We start from the raw sequence: 15,052 nt of genomic DNA, 5'->3' as shown, positions 1-15,052 counted from the left end.
TCAAAGCGCGTGTATAAAAGTCTATCATCCGGTAACACTTGGTTACTGAGGTGATAAACAATGAATGAACAAAACAACAAAAACACGCGCAAGGTGGAAGAGTCTATCAAGCCGGTTGCAGCGTCGACCCCTGTTAAACCTACGGGCTGGAAGAGACTGTTGTCCAGACGTTGGGTTTTCCCTGCCGCTTATATGGCCGCCGCAGCAATCATCGTAACGATCCTCTGGGTGAACTCGGGCGGCGACGGCAAGGATGCGTCGCAAACCGTTTCGAGTCCGACCGAGGTCGCCGGCGAGGAGGCGGGAAGCGAGGGCCAGGAAGCCGCGGCGAACGGGGAAACGCTCCGCTGGCCGGTAAGCAACAAGGACGAGATGGTCGTCAAGCTGCCGTTCTACGACGCAAGCGGGTCGGAAGAGCAGCGCGCCGCCGCAATGGTGCAATACAACGACACGTTCATGCCGCACACGGCCGTCGATCTCGGCCGCGAGGACAACGAGACGTTCGAAGTGCTTGCCGCCATGAGCGGGCTGGTAAAAGTGGCCGAGCAAAACACGATCAACGGCTATGAAGTGCGAATCGAGCATCCGAACGGACTGGTCACGGTCTATCAAAGCCTGGCCGACGTCAAGGTGCAAGCGGGCGACGAGGTCGAACAGGGCGATGTCATCGCGATGGCCGGACAAAGCGAAATCGGGAAAGACGAAGGCGTGCACGTGCATTTCGAAGTGCTCGACAACGGCCAATCCGTCAACCCGGACACGCTGATCAAGGAAGAGCACTAAGCGAAATAAGCCGCCGGCAGGGCACCCCCTCTCCGAAGAATTGATTTTCGGAGAGGGGGTGCTTTTTTACTATAAGTTTTTGACCAATTTTTAACGGTTTATGATAGTATACTACTAGATACTTTCTTGGGGCGTTAAGACTATGGATGAAAAAGGAAGGATATGGCATGCTGGAAGTTCATGTAAATGAATTGCGTTCCGGAGACGTGCTGGATCGGGCGGTGCTCGCCAAAAACGGAATTGTCATGCTGGAAGCCGGCACGGTTTTGTCGGAGTCCTACATAGAGAGATTGCGGAAGCTGGGATTTGCGAGAATCGCCCTTCGTTCGAGGAGCGGAGCGCAGCCGGCGGCGGCTCCTGCCGGAGGAAGGACCGCGGCGCACGAGGCGGACAAGGAATTAGGGCTGCGGACCGCCGAATTCGACAGGATCAAAGACGACCCGGCCGCCGTCCGGGGCGCTTCCGATTCGATCGTGCGATTCGCCGAAGCGGACGAGACGTTCGCCCGGCTGCTGCTTCCGGACGAAGACCGCCGGCGCTTTCGCGAGGAGCTGCGGAACCGCCTGCGGGAAATCGTTCATACCCGTCCGCTCGCGGAGGAGCTGGCCGTCATCCGGCAAACGGATCCGTACATGTTCGATCACTCGCTTCAGGTGACGCTCTTGTCGAACGTTATCGGCTTGCTGAACGGCTTCGATCCGGCGAAGATGCACGAGTTGACGGTCGGCGCGCTTCTGTTCGACGTGGGCATGACGCGGCTGCCGACAAAGCTCATCCAGGCGAAGCGCCAACTTTCCGACGCCGAAAAGGCCACGCTGCGCAAGCATACGACGTTCGGCTATCAGGTGCTGAGCGGCATTCGGGACGTCCCCCAGCAAGCCGCCCGCTGCGCGCTGCTTCATCACGAGCGGTTCAACGGCAGCGGCTATCCGCACGGATTGAAGAAGAAGGAGATCTCGGATCTGGCCCAAATCGTCGGGCTATCCGACGTTTACGACGCGCTTACTTCCAAACGGCATCACCGCAATCCGTATTCGAACCATGAGGCGATGGAGTATTTGTTCGCGGCCGGCAATTACGACTTCGGCATGGAAATGATCCAGCTGTTTTTGCGCCATGTCGCGGCGTACCCCGTTTCGACGGCGGTTTTGCTTAGCAACGGTCAGCTTGGCGTAGTCGAAAGCGTAAACGGCCGGCTCGCCCATCGGCCCGTCGTGAGAGTGATCCGGGAGGCGGACGGAACGGATGCCGCCGTCCCCTACCGGATTGATTTGAGCCAAAGCAGCCGTCTCGTCATCGTTCGGGCCGTGCCCGAACAATCATTCGTGCCGGAACGAGTGTAGGGCGCTTGACGGCCTGGGAGGGGGAAGAGATATGAGTTGGAGGGAAGTCGACGTTCGCGATTTGGAGGCGGGAGACGTCCTGGCGAAGTCGGTTCAAAGCCATAACGGCATCGTCATGCTTGAAAAAAACACCGTGCTGACGGAGTCTTATATCCGGCGTTTGAAAAATCTGGGCGTGAGAACCGTCGCTTTGAAGGAGAAGGAGTTCGCCCTCCCCGCCCAAAGCGCGTTCGGCTTCCGGGACATCCCGCACAGTCCGCCGGACATGGAGCGGATGCGGAACAACGACGAGGCGCGCAAGCAGGCTTCCCTCGCGGCGGCGAAGCTGGCGGAGTCCGAGCATGCGATCGGACGGGTGGCCGATTCGGGACTGGAAGAGCGGTTCCGCAAGGAGTACCGGAACGTGCTGCTGGAAATCATCATGCAGCGGCCGATCGCGGAGGAGCTTGGCGTGCTGCTGCAAACGGACAAATTTTTGTTCGAGCACTCCCTTCAGGTGAGTCTGTTGTCCTGCCTGATCGGCATCGCGAAAAATTACGACAAGAGCAGGCTGTTCGAATTGACGACGGGAGCGCTCTTGTTCGATATCGGAATGACGCGCCTTCCGCCCGGCATCGTCAAGGCGACCAGCGAGCTCAGCGACTCGGAACGGGAACTGATGCGGCAGCATACGATCAAGGGCTACGAAGTGCTGTCAAGCATTCCCGACGTCTCGCCGGCCGCCGCGAGATGCGCGCTGCTGCACCATGAACGGTACCGGGGCACCGGGTACCCGTTCGGCCTGAAAAACAAGGACATTCCCGAATACGCGCAAATCGTCGGGGTCGCCGACATTTACGACGCTCTTATTTCGCCGCGGCATTACCGGAAGCCGTATACGCTCGGGGAGGCGATGGAGTATTTGTTCGCTTCCGGCAATTACGACTTCGATCTGGAGCTCGTCCGGCTTTTCGTGCGAAACGTTTCGATGTTCCCGGTTTCCGTTACGGTGAAGCTGAGCAGCGGGCAGGTCGGCAAGGTCGTCGACGCGGACAACGGCTTGCACTATCGGCCGGTCGTCCGCATTTTGCGGGAAGCGGACGGAACGAGGGTGACGACGCCGTATGAAATCGATTTGCGGGACCGCAACGATCTCGTGATCGTTCAGGCGTCCATGAAGGACGATGCCCAATTTTAAGTTGGCGGGCGGATGTCGGGACAAGGCCTTCGAGGCCTTGGCGGAGGACAAAACGAACGCGCATGCAGCCGAAGACGGAGGAAACTCCGTCTTTTTTCATGCCTTTTCGGGACATGCCGCTTGGACGTTCGACCTACAAGACTTGCCGCTGCTGATCTTTCTTGAGCTTGTCAGCCCCGAGAACAAAGAATAAGTGACCGCGCCCCTCATATAATGTACCAATCTATTCGAGCAGGGAGGCGGGAGCGTGCACGATTACATCAAGGAACGCACCATCAAGATCGGCCGGTGCATAGTGGAAACTCGCAACACGGTACGGACGATCGCCAAGGAATTCGGCGTCTCCAAAAGCACGGTGCATAAAGACCTGACCGAGCGGCTGCCGGAGATCAATCCGGATTTGGCGGACCAGGTAAAGCACATTCTGGAATATCACAAATCGATTCGCCATTTGAGGGGAGGGGAAGCGACGAAAATCAAGTACAAGAAGACGACGGTCAAAAAACGCGAAGTTTTGACAGCGGGAAAAGCATAATTTTGGATATCCCTCGACAAAAAAGAGGATTTTAATAAAAGACGGCGAATACTATACCATTACGGTATTATCGGAACTCTTCGCTAAAGCCGGGCAGTACAGGCCGATATGCGCAGCAGCCGTCATTTCATCTCGCTGGGGGATTCTCGAAACATGTTCAGCAAAGACATCGGAATCGATCTGGGCACCGCCAATGTGTCCATTCACGTTAAAGGCAAGGGAGTCGTGCTCGACGAGCCTTCCGTCGTTGCCATCGAAAGCGATACGCGCAAGGTGCTCGCCGTCGGAGAGGAAGCGCACCGGATGGTCGGCCGGACGCCGGGCAATATCGTCGCCATCCGCCCGCTGAGGGACGGGGTCATCGCCGATTTCGAAGTGACGGATATGATGCTGAAGGCATTCATACAACGGGTAGGCGGGCGCTCGTGGTACAGCCGCCCCCGCATTTTGATTTGCGCGCCGACCAATATTACGTCGGTCGAACAGAAAGCGATCCGCGAAGCGGCGGAAAGAAGCGGGGCCAAAGAGGTGTTCCTCGAAGAGGAGCCCAAGGCGGCCGCGATCGGCGCCGGGATGGATATTTTTCAGCCCAGCGGCAATATGGTTGTCGATATCGGCGGAGGTACGACGGATGTGGCCGTCCTGTCCATGGGCGACGTCGTAACCGCCTCTTCTCTTAAAGTCGCGGGGGACAAGTTCGACGCGGCGATCATGAAGTACATAAAAAGCAAATACAAGCTGCTGATCGGAGAAAGGACGAGCGAAGACATCAAAATCAAAATCGGCACGGTCCACCTGGACGGCCGGCGCGAAGAGATGGATATTCGCGGGCGCGACATGGTGTCGGGCTTGCCGCTCACCGTCACGATTCATTCCGACGAGGTGCGCGAGGCGCTTTGGGAGCCGGTGTCGAATATCGTGGCGGCGGCCAAGTCGGTGCTGGAACGGACGCCTCCGGAGCTGTCGGCGGACATTATCGACCGCGGCGTGATTCTGACGGGCGGCGGCGCGCTTCTGGACGGTTTGGACGCATTGCTCGCCGACGAGCTGAAGGTGCCCGTTCTCATCGCGGAGGACCCGATGCACTGCGTCGTCAAAGGCACCGGCATCATGCTGGACCATCTGGACAAAATGACCCGCAAGCTGGGATGACGGAGGGATAACATGATCAGAGGACTGTATACGGCAGCATCGGGAATGATCGCGGAGCAAAGACGCCACGATACGGTGACGAACAACATCGCCAACCTCAATACGCCCGGCTACAAGGGAACGAGCTCGGTCAGCCGCGCCTTTCCGGAGGTGCTCCTGTACGCGATGGGCGGGAGCGATCCGTCCGGCTCGTCGATCGGCAAGCTGAACACGGGCGTTTTCGCCGAAGAAAGCCTGCTCGGCCTGATGCAGGGCGACCTGATGGAGACGAACCGCTCGCAGGATATGGCGCTCGTCTCCGATATCGCGGTTCCCGGCGCCGTGTTCGACGGCTCGGGCAAGTTCGTGAACGCGGACGGAAACGTCACGTATCAGCCGCAGGCGTTCTTTACGGTCGCCATGCCGGACGGCACGCAGCGCTATACCCGCAACGGCAGCTTCCAGACGACGGACGACGGCACGCTCGTTACGTCCGAGGGCTTGCCGGTGCTCGGCGCGAACGGCCAGAACATTGCGTATGACGGTTCCTGGGATAATGTCGCCATCACGACCGACGGCCTGCTGATCGACAGGACGACGAACGCGCCGCTTGCGGGCAATCCGCAGCTGATGCTGACGCGGGTCGACAATCCGAACGATCTCGTGCGCGAAGGCAACGGCCTGTTTCGCTATGACGGAGAGGATGCCGGCATCGCCCAGGTGCAGGCGGGGGATCGCGTGGAAATTCGCCAAGGCTATCTGGAGCGCTCGAACGTGGACGCTTCGCAGTCGATGGTCGATATGATGTCGGCGCTTCGCGCGTACGAAGCCAATCAGAAAATGGTCCAATATTTGGATAGAAGCCTGGACAAATCCGTCAACGAAGTCGGCAAGGTTTAATCGAACGGACGTATCAGCCAGAGATTGAAGGAGGAAGTTGAACCGGCATGAACAACTCCATGATCAGCGCGGCGGCATCGATGGGTTCCCTGCAGCAGAAGCTCGATATTTTGGCGGACAACATCGCCAACCTGAATACGAGCGGCTATAAGCGGAAGGATGCCGTATTCGAAGACATTTTGACCAGCGTCCAACCGCACAAGGACGATTTTCTGCTGCCGGGACGCCGCAGTCCGCTCGGGTTTACGCAAGGATGGGGAGCGAGGATCGTCTCGCAAACGCTCGATCTGACCCAGGGGCCGCTTCAGCAGACGAACAGCTCGACCGACGTCGCCATCGAAGGCAACGCCTTGTTCGAGCTGCGGGCGGGCAATGCGTTGAACGGGGACCGCGTCTTCACCCGCCAGGGCGCTTTCGAACTCGTGCCGACCGGCAACGGAACCCGAATGTTGATGACGAACACGGGATATCCCGTCGTCGCCTCGAACGGCACGGCCGACACGTTCGTCGAAGTGCCGGACGACTATGAATTGGTCGTCGGCGCAGACGGCGGCATAATGGCGAAAAGCCGCGACGGATTGACCGTGCTCGATCTCGGCACACTAAAGCTGGTGGAAGTGACGAAGCCGGACCTGCTCCAATCGGTCGGCGACAACCTGTACGGCGTCCCCGACAACGTGGACGTAGGCGACGTCGTCCAAGTCGTGGCCGCCATGCCGGGACAAGACGGGGGCGCCTCCATCCGTCAAGGCTTCCTTGAGCAATCCAATGTCGATCTGACGAGCGAGATGGCCGACCTGATAACCGTGCAGCGGGCCTATCAATTAAACGCCAGAGCGTTGTCCTCCAGCGACCAAATGATGCAGATGGCGACCGACCTTCGCGGGTAACATAAGGAGGAATTAATCAGTGACGGCATCAACCCGTTCGCCGGAACCGAAACGGCCCGCGAACGGCAAGAAACGTTCGGCAGGCAAAGCGTTCAGATCGATCGTCTGGACGTGCCTCAAAGTTTTGGCTATTCCGATTGTTTGCGTGATCGCCTTGGCCGCAGGGCTGGCGTTCGGATATGTGGTGCTCGGTGAAAGAGAGTTTGCCGATGTGTTCCAATGGGAAACGTGGCGGCACATGTACGACCTCGTCTTCGCACAAGGCGGCTGAGGCTTCGGCTGCCGCCGGCCACCGGGCTTTGACTCCCCCCGGCTCAACCGGGGGGTTATTTGTGCCGTTCGCGGCGGTCAGGTTTACGCTCGATGGGCCGAGCGTTATAATAATGGGAGCTTTGGAGAAATGGGGGATCGGGAATGAACTTGCCTAACTTGCTGACGATGTCCCGATTTGTAATGATTCCCTTGTTTTTGGCGCTGTATTTCAACGACCATTCGGTAGCGGCGTTATGCATCGTTTTACTAGCGGGCCTTACGGACCTGCTCGACGGTTACATTGCCCGCAGCAGCGGACAGGTGACCGTCACCGGCATCATGCTCGATCCGTTAGCGGACAAGCTGATGATGCTGGCGGTCGTTGCGGCGCTTGTCATCGGCAGGGAAATTCCGTGGTCGGCCGCGGTCATTATGGCGTTCCGGGAGATCGGCATGATCGCCAGTTCCGCTTATTTTTATTTTCGCGGCATGAAAACCGTTCCCGCGAACGGGCTTGGAAAGGTGACCACGTTCGTCTATTATTTGGCGATATTGCTGCTGTTTCTCGGGCTTCCCGGCGGAACGGCGGCATTATGGTGCGCGATCGCGCTCAGCTTCGTGGCGACGGGCGTCTATTTTATGAAATTCCGCAACCTGAACGGCGTCCCGGAAACGAACGCGAAATAAACAAAAGAACTCGCCGCCGGACCGGTTTTACGCGAACGGCCAACGGCGGCAAGCTCTCTTATATCAACCTCGGCGACTGCAGCTCGCCAAAGGGACGTTTTAAGTATCGACCGAAAAAGCGCTGCGTATGCATGCAAACCGGGCGAAAAGCCGTCCGAATTCGAAGAACGATCAGGAGGTTGCTTTATGTTGGATATTACGCAAATCCAGGACATCATTCCGCACCGTCCCCCGTTTTTGCTGGTGGACCGGATCCTGGAGCTCGATGCGGGCAAAAAGGCCGTCGGCCTGAAAAACGTAACGATGAACGAGCCTTACTTTGTCGGGCATTTTCCCGGTTATCCCGTCATGCCGGGCGTGCTTATTTTGGAAGCGCTGGCCCAGGTCGGCGCCGCCGCCATTTTGTCCGTCGAGGAAAACAAGGGCAAAATCGGACTTTTCGCGGGCGTGGACGAATTTCGCTGGCGCGGCCAGGTGACTCCCGGCGATACGCTTACGCTTGAAGTGGAAATTATCCGGTTAAAAGGTCCTGTGGGCAAAGGCCAAGCAACGGCTAGGGTCGGCGACCGCGTCGTGGCGGAAGGCGTCCTGATGTTCGCGCTGACGGATCCGGCCAAAGGCTGATCCCGCGCAAGGCTTGCGCCGTTGTCAATATAAAAATCATGTTGGAGAAGGAGCAGTGAATCATGCCGAATCAACCGACAGCGACAGAACTTTACACCGCCTGGCTGAACGATCCCAATGTAGATGAAGAAACGAAAGCCGAGCTGCGCCGGATCGCGGACGAACCCGCGGAAATCGAAGACCGGTTTTACCGCGATCTGGAGTTCGGAACCGGGGGGCTTCGCGGCGTCATGGGCGCGGGCACGAACCGGATGAACCGTTACGTCGTCGGCAAAGCGACGCAGGGCTTCGCGCGCTATTTGCTTGCCCGGTTTTCCTCGCCTTCGGTCGTCATCGCTCACGATTCCCGCAACCAATCCGATACGTTCGCGCTGGAAGCCGCGTGCGTTCTTGCCGCGAACGGCATCAAAACGTACCTCTACCCATCGCTCCGCCCGACGCCCCAGCTGTCGTTCGCGGTGCGGGATTTGAAAGCCGCGGGCGGCATCGTCGTCACCGCGAGCCACAACCCGCCCGAGTATAACGGATATAAAGTTTACGGCGCGGACGGCGGGCAATTGATTCCGGACGATGCCGAGCGGGTCATTGCCGCGATCCGGGAGGTGGCGTCGTTCGACGAAGTGAAGCGCCTGACGCGGCAGGAAGCGGAAGCGAAAGGGCTGATCGAATGGCTGGGCGAGGAGGCGGACGAGCGGTTTGTCGGCGCCGTCGTCTCGCAGACGGTTCAGCCCGAGTTTTTGCGCGGCGGAGCGGGCGACCGGCTGACCGTCGTGTATACGCCGCTTCACGGGGCCGGCAACGTTCCGGTGCGGGCAGCTCTTGCAAAGGCGGGCTTCGGAAACGTGCATGTCGTGCCCGAGCAGGAGCGGCCGGACGGCTACTTCTCGACCGTCAAGTCGCCGAATCCGGAAGAGCGCGAAGCGTTTGCGCTGGCGATCGAACTCGGGGAAAAGCTCGGCGCGGATCTGATCATCGGAACGGATCCCGATTGCGACCGGATGGGCGCCGTCGTCAAAAACAACGAGGGCCGCTACGAGGTGCTTTCCGGCAACCAGTCGGGAGCGATCATGGTTCACTATCTGCTGTCCAATTTGAAAAAAGTGGGCAAACTACCGGCGAATGGCGCCGTCGTCAAAACGATCGTCACCAGCGAAATGGGCGCGGACATCGCCAAATCGTACGGCATGTCGGTCATCAACACGCTGACGGGCTTCAAATATATCGGCGAAAAAATAACCGAGTTCGAGCGGACGGGCGAGCATTCCTTCCTGTTCGGCTATGAGGAGAGCTACGGCTATTTGACGGGCGCTTACGCGCGGGACAAGGATGCGGTCGTCGCTTCGCTGCTGATTAGCGAGGCCGCCGCGTACTACAAGGAGCAAGGAAAGACGCTGTACGACGTGCTTCTCGAATTGTACGCCGAGTACGGAACGTATATGGAGAAGCTGGAGTCCCGCACGCTCAAGGGCAAGGACGGCGTCGCCAAAATCGCCGGCATCATGAACGACTGGCGCGCGAATCCCCCCGCCGCGGTCGCGGGAATCTCCGTAACGAAGGTGCTCGATTACGAAACGGGACTCGACGGCTTGCCGAAGGAAAACGTGCTTAAATTCATGCTGGCGGACGGCTCCTGGTTCTGCCTCCGGCCGTCCGGCACCGAGCCGAAAATCAAAGTGTACTTTGCCGTTAGAGGCGAAGGTCTGGACAAGGCGGAAGCCGCCCTCGGCCAACTGGTCGCGGCGGTCATGCAGCGAGTGGACGCCTTGAGCTGACGGGCGCATCCGACAAACAACAGCGCAATGCTTGATAACTTAAGGAGTGAATGTTGTGCCCCATTGGCTTGAAAAATGGAACCGGAGATTGGCCAAGTGGTTATGGTGGGTCGTGCTGCTCGGTCTGATCGGCTCGCTGCCGGTCATGTACGCCCGCTCGGTCACGGAGCATTCCGCGAATCAAGTGGAAATGATCATGGACTACCGGGATTTGTTGCAGGTGTCCGCAACCCAGCTCAATCCGGAAGCTTTTGTCGACGACCAGCTGGCCGTTCTGAAGGATGCCGGCGTCAACGCCATGGCGGTGTTTGAAAGCAGTTTGGACGAACTGATCTGGTCCGGGGAAGTGAACGTATATAACGCCTCGCAAGCCGCGCTGCTGGAAGGCGAGCTTGCCGAGGTCGGCGACAATCGCACGTATTTGCTTTTCAACAAGCCGGAGCACGAGGGCGTCATCCGGGAATTGATCGCAAACGCCTTCGGAAAAGCCGGCATCGGCATGGGCGAATGGAGCGCGCAAGGGCGTAGCGGTCTCGTGTTGGAAACGGTGCCCGAAGTCGCGTATATGGTACCGATGCAGCCAAACCCGCTCGCGATGGAAAAGCTGCGGGACGAGGGCTTCATGATCGTTCCCCGGCTGTCCGATCGCGGCAAGCTGTACGATCAGACGGAAATGGGAAAATGGCTGCAATCGTTCCGAGAGTACGGCGTGAAAAATATTATTTTCGACGGCGACGCGGTAACCGGGTTCGGCAACGAGGCGACGGACGGAACGCTGAAGGCGTTCGCCTCGCAGCTCAAGGACGCCGGCATCGGCATCGGCGCCATCGAAAACCTGAAGCTTCCGCAGCAAGGCTTCGGCTCGCTCGCCCGGATGCTCGATTTCGACGTGGCGCGGCTGCACTCGATTTCGGAATCCGAAATGTCCGTCATCCAACCGGCGACGCTGGCGGATCGCATCGTCCTGGCGGTGAAGGACCGCAACATTCGCTTCATTTATTTGAATGCGGCCGCGGTAAGGGATTCGGCGAACGTGCGGATCAACAATCCGATCGAAACGATCGTCAAAGCGCTGAAAGGCGACGGCGAGCAAGCCGGCGCGATCGAGCAGCTGAATCACTTCGGCTTCACCGTCGGCGAAGCCCATTCGTTCACGGTGCGCCATGCTCCCGCGGAAAACGCGCTTCGCGCGCTGGCGACGGCCGGGGCGGTCGCCCTGGTGGCGCTGACGGCCGGCCTGTTCCTTCCTTCGCTGCTCGTGCCGATCACGATCCTCGGCGCGATCGGCGGAGCGGGGGTGGTCGCGCTGCAAGCTTCGCTGCTCGACCAGGCGCTCTCGCTGCTCGTCGCGATCGCCGCGCCGACCGCCGCCCTCGTGCTGGCCGTCCGCTGGCTTCGCGCCAAGCGCGAGCTCGGGCGGGAGGCCTCGGCGTCCGCGGCTTCCCGGCTGCTCAAGGCCGCCGTGCTGTACGTCGGCACGTCGGTGCTGTCGCTTGCGGCCGTCCCGTTCGTCGTCGCGCTGCTGAACGACATTACGTACAGCCTTGCGCTGCAGCAGTTCCGCGGCGTCAGCCTGCTGCATCTCGCGCCGATCGGGCTCGTGGCGATCTACGTGTTCCTGTACGGGGCCGACGGTTCGGTCAAGGATAACGTCGCTCGCATCCTGCGCATGCCGATCACGGTGCTCATGATCGTCGCCGCGGTCGTCATCGCGGGGGTCGGCTACTATTACCTGACGCGCACCGGCAACAGCGGACAGGCGAGCAGTCTTGAATTGACGATCCGCTCCTATCTCGAAAACACGTTCGGCGTTCGACCGCGTTTCAAGGAATTCGCGCTGGCGCACCCGGCGCTCCTGCTCGGGCTGTTCCTCTCCCTGCGCTATCGCTGGGCGACGGTGCTGCTCGTGGCCGCTTCGATCGGCCAGCTGTCGATGGTCGACACGTTCGCGCACATTCATACGCCGCTCAAGCTTTCGCTGATCCGCGTGCTGCTCGGCTTGGGCCTTGGAGCGGTGATCGGCCTGATCGCCATCGGCGTCTGGCAAATCGGCGAGTCGCTGTGGCGCCGCTACGGCGGGCGGCTGACGAAGGCAGCGAAAGGGTAGCGAAGCAGCTTCCCGCGTGGGTGCGAGACCAGCCGGCCCGTCGCCTCCCCGGCAAAACGCAGGGGGGAGGCGGGCAGCTCTCCGCGCGAGGTGCGACTTAACCAACAGACGGTTCGCGACCGACGCATGAGGGCAGGCGAGCGTTCCCCGCGCGAAATGCGACGGCGCGTACGGGCAAAGCGGCAGCTGGCGCCTGGCAGGGCGACTTTGTATGAAAAGTCGTTCGAATGTCCCTGCAGAGACGGCAATTGGCAGAGGTTTGTGCGAAATATCATGCAAAAATGGGCGTTGGGCCGTCGGCAGGACGTTTTTGTATGAAAAATCGTACAAAAGTCATCGCCGAGGCGGCAAATGAAGAGGTTTTGTATGAAATATCGTACAAAAATGAGTGCGGAACCGTCTGGCTGGCCGGTTTTGTATGAAAAATCGTACAAATATCATCGCCGAGGCGGCAATTGGCAGAGGTCTGTGCGAAATATCATGCAAAAATGGGCACGAATCGTCCGGCAGTCCGGCTTGGTATGATAAATCCTAGGGGGCCATGGACAATCGGATCGACAAAGCGGATTGCTTGCTCTCACGCATGATGCGATAATTCGCAAGGTTCCAATTTTTTTGTCCGAATGGGGCTCTGTATCTGTCGGCGATATCGAACGGGTCCGAAGGATAACCTAGCCCGGACGAACTTCGCATCTTCATGCGCGAACGGCAAGGCGGGACCTGTCCGCTGTCAATCGCAAGGGCAGGGCCGCGTCCGGCTTGCGAAATTTGTCCGAACACCCCGTCGAACAAAATTAGATTTGAATGGAAAAACGGGCGGTGCGTACCCTAATGAAGGAAAAAGCAAAAAACGTCGTCCGCCTGGCGCTGTCCGGCTACTACGGCTTTCGGAACAGCGGTGACGAGGCCGTGCTGCAGAGCATCTTGACGGCATTGGAAGACGCGGCGGCGGATAAGGGCCTCAAGTTCGAGCCGATCGTCTTTTCCGGAGATCCGGCCTGGACGGAGAAGCAGTACGGCGTCCGCGCCGTGAACCGGATGAAGCTCGGCGACATGCGAAGGGCGCTGCGCGCGAGCGACGGGCTGATCAGCGGCGGGGGCAGCCTGCTCCAGGATGCGACGGGGCTCGGGTCCATCCCGTATTATATCGGCGTGCTCGAGCTCGCCCGCTGGTGCGGGAAGCCGACGTTCGTTTACGCGCAGGGCATCGGTCCGGTGAATCGGGCGATCTTCCGCCCGATCATCGCCCGCGCGTTCCGCAAAGCCGCGTACGTGTCCGTGCGCGACGCGGAATCGGCCGAACTGCTGCGCAAGTTCGGCGTCGGCCGGATCGACGTCGTCGCCGATCCGGTCATGGGCTTGACGCTGCCGGAGGCGGCAGCGTCCCCGGCGCGCGCGGGCGGCGGCGATGCCGCGGCCGCCGGGCGCGAGGCGCACGGCACGCCCCCGGTCGTGGGCGTGTCGGTGCGCTTCTGGCGCGGCGACCGGTCGGATCTCGACCGGGCGGCCGCTGCGCTGGCGGCGCTGGCCGGACGGCGAAGCGTCCGGCTGCGCCTGCTGCCGTTCCATCGCGGTTCCGACGAGGAGGCCTCGCGGTACGTGATGGAACGGCTCGGGCGCTTCGGGGCCGGCGCGGAGCTGGCCCCGGCGCACGACTCCCCGCGCGACATGCTGCGCGAGGTGGGCAATTGCGATTTGCTGTTCGGGATGCGGCTGCATTCGCTCATCTACGCGGCCAATCGCGAAGTGCCGCTGATCGGTCTGTCCTACGATCCGAAGATCGACCAGTTTCTGGCCCGCCTCGGCCAGCGGGCGGTCGGCTCGACCGAATCGCTCGATCCGGAAAGCTTCGCGAGCCGCGCGGAGGAGCTGCTGGACATGCCCGGCCAGTGGCGGCGCGAAGCGCAAGGGGCGCTGGACCGGCTCAGGGAGGAAGCGCTGCGGCCGGCCGCGCGGATCCTTCAAATTTTGCAAGAACGAAACGGAAGGTGACATTTTTTGGCGAACGCTAGCAACTCCCGCGCCTTTCCAACCGTCTCTATATACGGCGTTCCTTTTTCCAAGATGGACATGCAGTCGACCGTTCGTTACCTGACCGAGCAGATCGAGGCGAAGCGGCCGAACCGCGTCGTGACGGGCAATCCGGTCATGCTGATGGCCGCGCTCGACGATCCGGCCTATCGCCGGGTGCTGGCGACCGCCGATCTGGTCGTGCCCGACGGCTCGGGCATCGTCTGGACGGCCCGCCGCCTGAAAGAGCCGGTGCAGGAGCGGGTCGCGGGCTTCGACCTGCTGCACGAGCTGCTTCGCGAGGGAGACGTGCGGCGCTGGGGCGTGTATTTGCTCGGTTCGACGCAGGAAGTTCTGGAAGCCGCGGAGGCGAACCTGGCGAAGCAGTTTCCGGGCGTGCGTTTCGTCGGGCGGAGAAACGGTTATTTCAAGGATGAAGAGGACGAAGCGGTCATCGCGGACATTCGCCAAGCGAATCCGGACCTGCTGTTCGTCGCCCGGTCCGCCGCGAACCAGGAGCCGTGGATCGCGAAGCACAAGGAGGCGTTGAACGTGCCCGTCATGATGGGAATCGGCGGCAGCCTCGACGTCATCTCGGGAAAACTCAAACGAGCCCCCGCCGGATTCCGCAAGCTCGGCATCGAATGGCTGTACCGGCTCATTCAGGAACCTTGGCGGTTCAAGAGAATGCTCGTGCTCCCTCAATTCGCGCTTAAGGTGATCAAAGACGGAGATAAAGTCCTGAAAATGCGATGATTTACCGTGAAAACGCGTTGAAAATTAAGCATTTGCAGAAAAATGACGAAAATCGGCCGTAAAAATACCTTGTTGAAGTGATGCG

14 protein-coding genes are annotated in these 15,052 nt (G+C 60.0%); all 14 read left to right on the top strand.

Going from position 1 to position 15,052, the window contains the following annotated elements; translation table 11 throughout:
* Nucleotides 1-60 precede the first annotated feature (60 nt).
* The 14 genes from JW799_RS05095 to JW799_RS05030 all read left to right on the top strand — a co-directional run bounded on the left by JW799_RS05095 (nucleotide 61) and on the right by JW799_RS05030 (nucleotide 14,967).
* The gene (locus JW799_RS05095) at nucleotides 61-783 is read left to right on the top strand and encodes a M23 family metallopeptidase (protein ID WP_205428893.1); all 723 of its coding nucleotides are present in this window, start codon (nucleotides 61-63) and stop codon (nucleotides 781-783) included.
* Nucleotides 784-950: 167 nt separating this feature from the next.
* On the top strand, nucleotides 951-2,126 hold the full coding sequence (locus JW799_RS05090; RefSeq protein ID WP_176220620.1) for an HD-GYP domain-containing protein: 1,176 nt from the start codon (nucleotides 951-953) through the stop codon (nucleotides 2,124-2,126).
* Nucleotides 2,127-2,157: 31 nt separating this feature from the next.
* Nucleotides 2,158-3,303 (top strand): HD-GYP domain-containing protein, encoded by a 1,146-nt coding sequence (locus JW799_RS05085; RefSeq protein WP_080832584.1) that lies wholly within the window; start codon nucleotides 2,158-2,160, stop codon nucleotides 3,301-3,303.
* A gap of 247 nt (nucleotides 3,304-3,550) precedes the next feature.
* Nucleotides 3,551-3,838, top strand: coding sequence for a sporulation transcriptional regulator SpoIIID (spoIIID, locus tag JW799_RS05080; RefSeq protein ID WP_027094289.1), 288 nt, complete (start codon nucleotides 3,551-3,553; stop codon nucleotides 3,836-3,838).
* A 153-nt stretch (nucleotides 3,839-3,991) separates the two neighbouring features.
* Complete coding sequence (gene mreB, locus JW799_RS05075) at nucleotides 3,992-4,990, top strand: rod shape-determining protein MreB (protein ID WP_080832582.1); 999 nt, start codon at nucleotides 3,992-3,994, stop codon at nucleotides 4,988-4,990.
* Between the two features lie 12 nt (nucleotides 4,991-5,002).
* Complete coding sequence (locus JW799_RS05070; protein WP_205428892.1) at nucleotides 5,003-5,869, top strand: flagellar hook-basal body protein; 867 nt, start codon at nucleotides 5,003-5,005, stop codon at nucleotides 5,867-5,869.
* A 47-nt stretch (nucleotides 5,870-5,916) separates the two neighbouring features.
* Nucleotides 5,917-6,759, top strand: a complete 843-nt coding sequence (locus JW799_RS05065) for a flagellar hook-basal body protein (RefSeq protein WP_080832580.1) — start codon at nucleotides 5,917-5,919, stop codon at nucleotides 6,757-6,759.
* Between the two features lie 19 nt (nucleotides 6,760-6,778).
* On the top strand, nucleotides 6,779-7,030 hold the full coding sequence (locus JW799_RS29520; protein WP_080832579.1) for a DNA-directed RNA polymerase subunit beta: 252 nt from the start codon (nucleotides 6,779-6,781) through the stop codon (nucleotides 7,028-7,030).
* A gap of 143 nt (nucleotides 7,031-7,173) precedes the next feature.
* A complete protein-coding gene (locus JW799_RS05055) occupies nucleotides 7,174-7,698 on the top strand; it encodes a CDP-alcohol phosphatidyltransferase family protein (RefSeq protein WP_080832578.1) in 525 nt (174 codons plus the stop codon).
* Between the two features lie 186 nt (nucleotides 7,699-7,884).
* Nucleotides 7,885-8,322: a 3-hydroxyacyl-ACP dehydratase FabZ gene (gene fabZ / locus JW799_RS05050; RefSeq protein WP_205428891.1), complete on the top strand. Its 438-nt coding sequence runs from the start codon at nucleotides 7,885-7,887 to the stop codon at nucleotides 8,320-8,322.
* Between the two features lie 62 nt (nucleotides 8,323-8,384).
* Complete coding sequence (locus JW799_RS05045; protein WP_205428890.1) at nucleotides 8,385-10,094, top strand: phospho-sugar mutase; 1,710 nt, start codon at nucleotides 8,385-8,387, stop codon at nucleotides 10,092-10,094.
* Nucleotides 10,095-10,149: 55 nt separating this feature from the next.
* A complete protein-coding gene (locus tag JW799_RS05040; RefSeq protein ID WP_080832575.1) occupies nucleotides 10,150-12,201 on the top strand; it encodes a DUF5693 family protein in 2,052 nt (683 codons plus the stop codon).
* An 831-nt stretch (nucleotides 12,202-13,032) separates the two neighbouring features.
* Nucleotides 13,033-14,193, top strand: a complete 1,161-nt coding sequence (gene csaB, locus JW799_RS05035) for a polysaccharide pyruvyl transferase CsaB (RefSeq protein WP_205428889.1) — start codon at nucleotides 13,033-13,035, stop codon at nucleotides 14,191-14,193.
* A 6-nt stretch (nucleotides 14,194-14,199) separates the two neighbouring features.
* On the top strand, nucleotides 14,200-14,967 hold the full coding sequence (locus tag JW799_RS05030; protein WP_240353149.1) for a WecB/TagA/CpsF family glycosyltransferase: 768 nt from the start codon (nucleotides 14,200-14,202) through the stop codon (nucleotides 14,965-14,967).
* Nucleotides 14,968-15,052: the final 85 nt, after the last annotated feature.

This window comes from Cohnella algarum, from assembly GCF_016937515.1.
Classification (GTDB): Bacteria; Bacillota; Bacilli; order Paenibacillales; family Paenibacillaceae; genus Cohnella; species Cohnella algarum.
This window is presented reverse-complemented; position numbering and strand designations above follow the sequence as displayed.

Excerpts from the sequence above, each read along its gene's own strand:
- JW799_RS05095 (WP_205428893.1), top strand. The coding sequence starts at position 61 with ATGAATGAACAAAACAACAAAAACACGCGCAAGGTGGAAGAGTCTATC.
- JW799_RS05090 (WP_176220620.1), top strand. The coding sequence starts at position 951 with ATGCTGGAAGTTCATGTAAATGAATTGCGTTCCGGAGACGTGCTGGAT.
- JW799_RS05085 (WP_080832584.1), top strand. The coding sequence starts at position 2,158 with ATGAGTTGGAGGGAAGTCGACGTTCGCGATTTGGAGGCGGGAGACGTC.
- mreB (WP_080832582.1), top strand. The coding sequence starts at position 3,992 with ATGTTCAGCAAAGACATCGGAATCGATCTGGGCACCGCCAATGTGTCC.
- JW799_RS05070 (WP_205428892.1), top strand. The coding sequence starts at position 5,003 with ATGATCAGAGGACTGTATACGGCAGCATCGGGAATGATCGCGGAGCAA.
- JW799_RS05065 (WP_080832580.1), top strand. The coding sequence starts at position 5,917 with ATGAACAACTCCATGATCAGCGCGGCGGCATCGATGGGTTCCCTGCAG.
- JW799_RS05055 (WP_080832578.1), top strand. The coding sequence starts at position 7,174 with ATGAACTTGCCTAACTTGCTGACGATGTCCCGATTTGTAATGATTCCC.
- fabZ (WP_205428891.1), top strand. The coding sequence starts at position 7,885 with ATGTTGGATATTACGCAAATCCAGGACATCATTCCGCACCGTCCCCCG.
- JW799_RS05045 (WP_205428890.1), top strand. The coding sequence starts at position 8,385 with ATGCCGAATCAACCGACAGCGACAGAACTTTACACCGCCTGGCTGAAC.
- csaB (WP_205428889.1), top strand. The coding sequence starts at position 13,033 with ATGAAGGAAAAAGCAAAAAACGTCGTCCGCCTGGCGCTGTCCGGCTAC.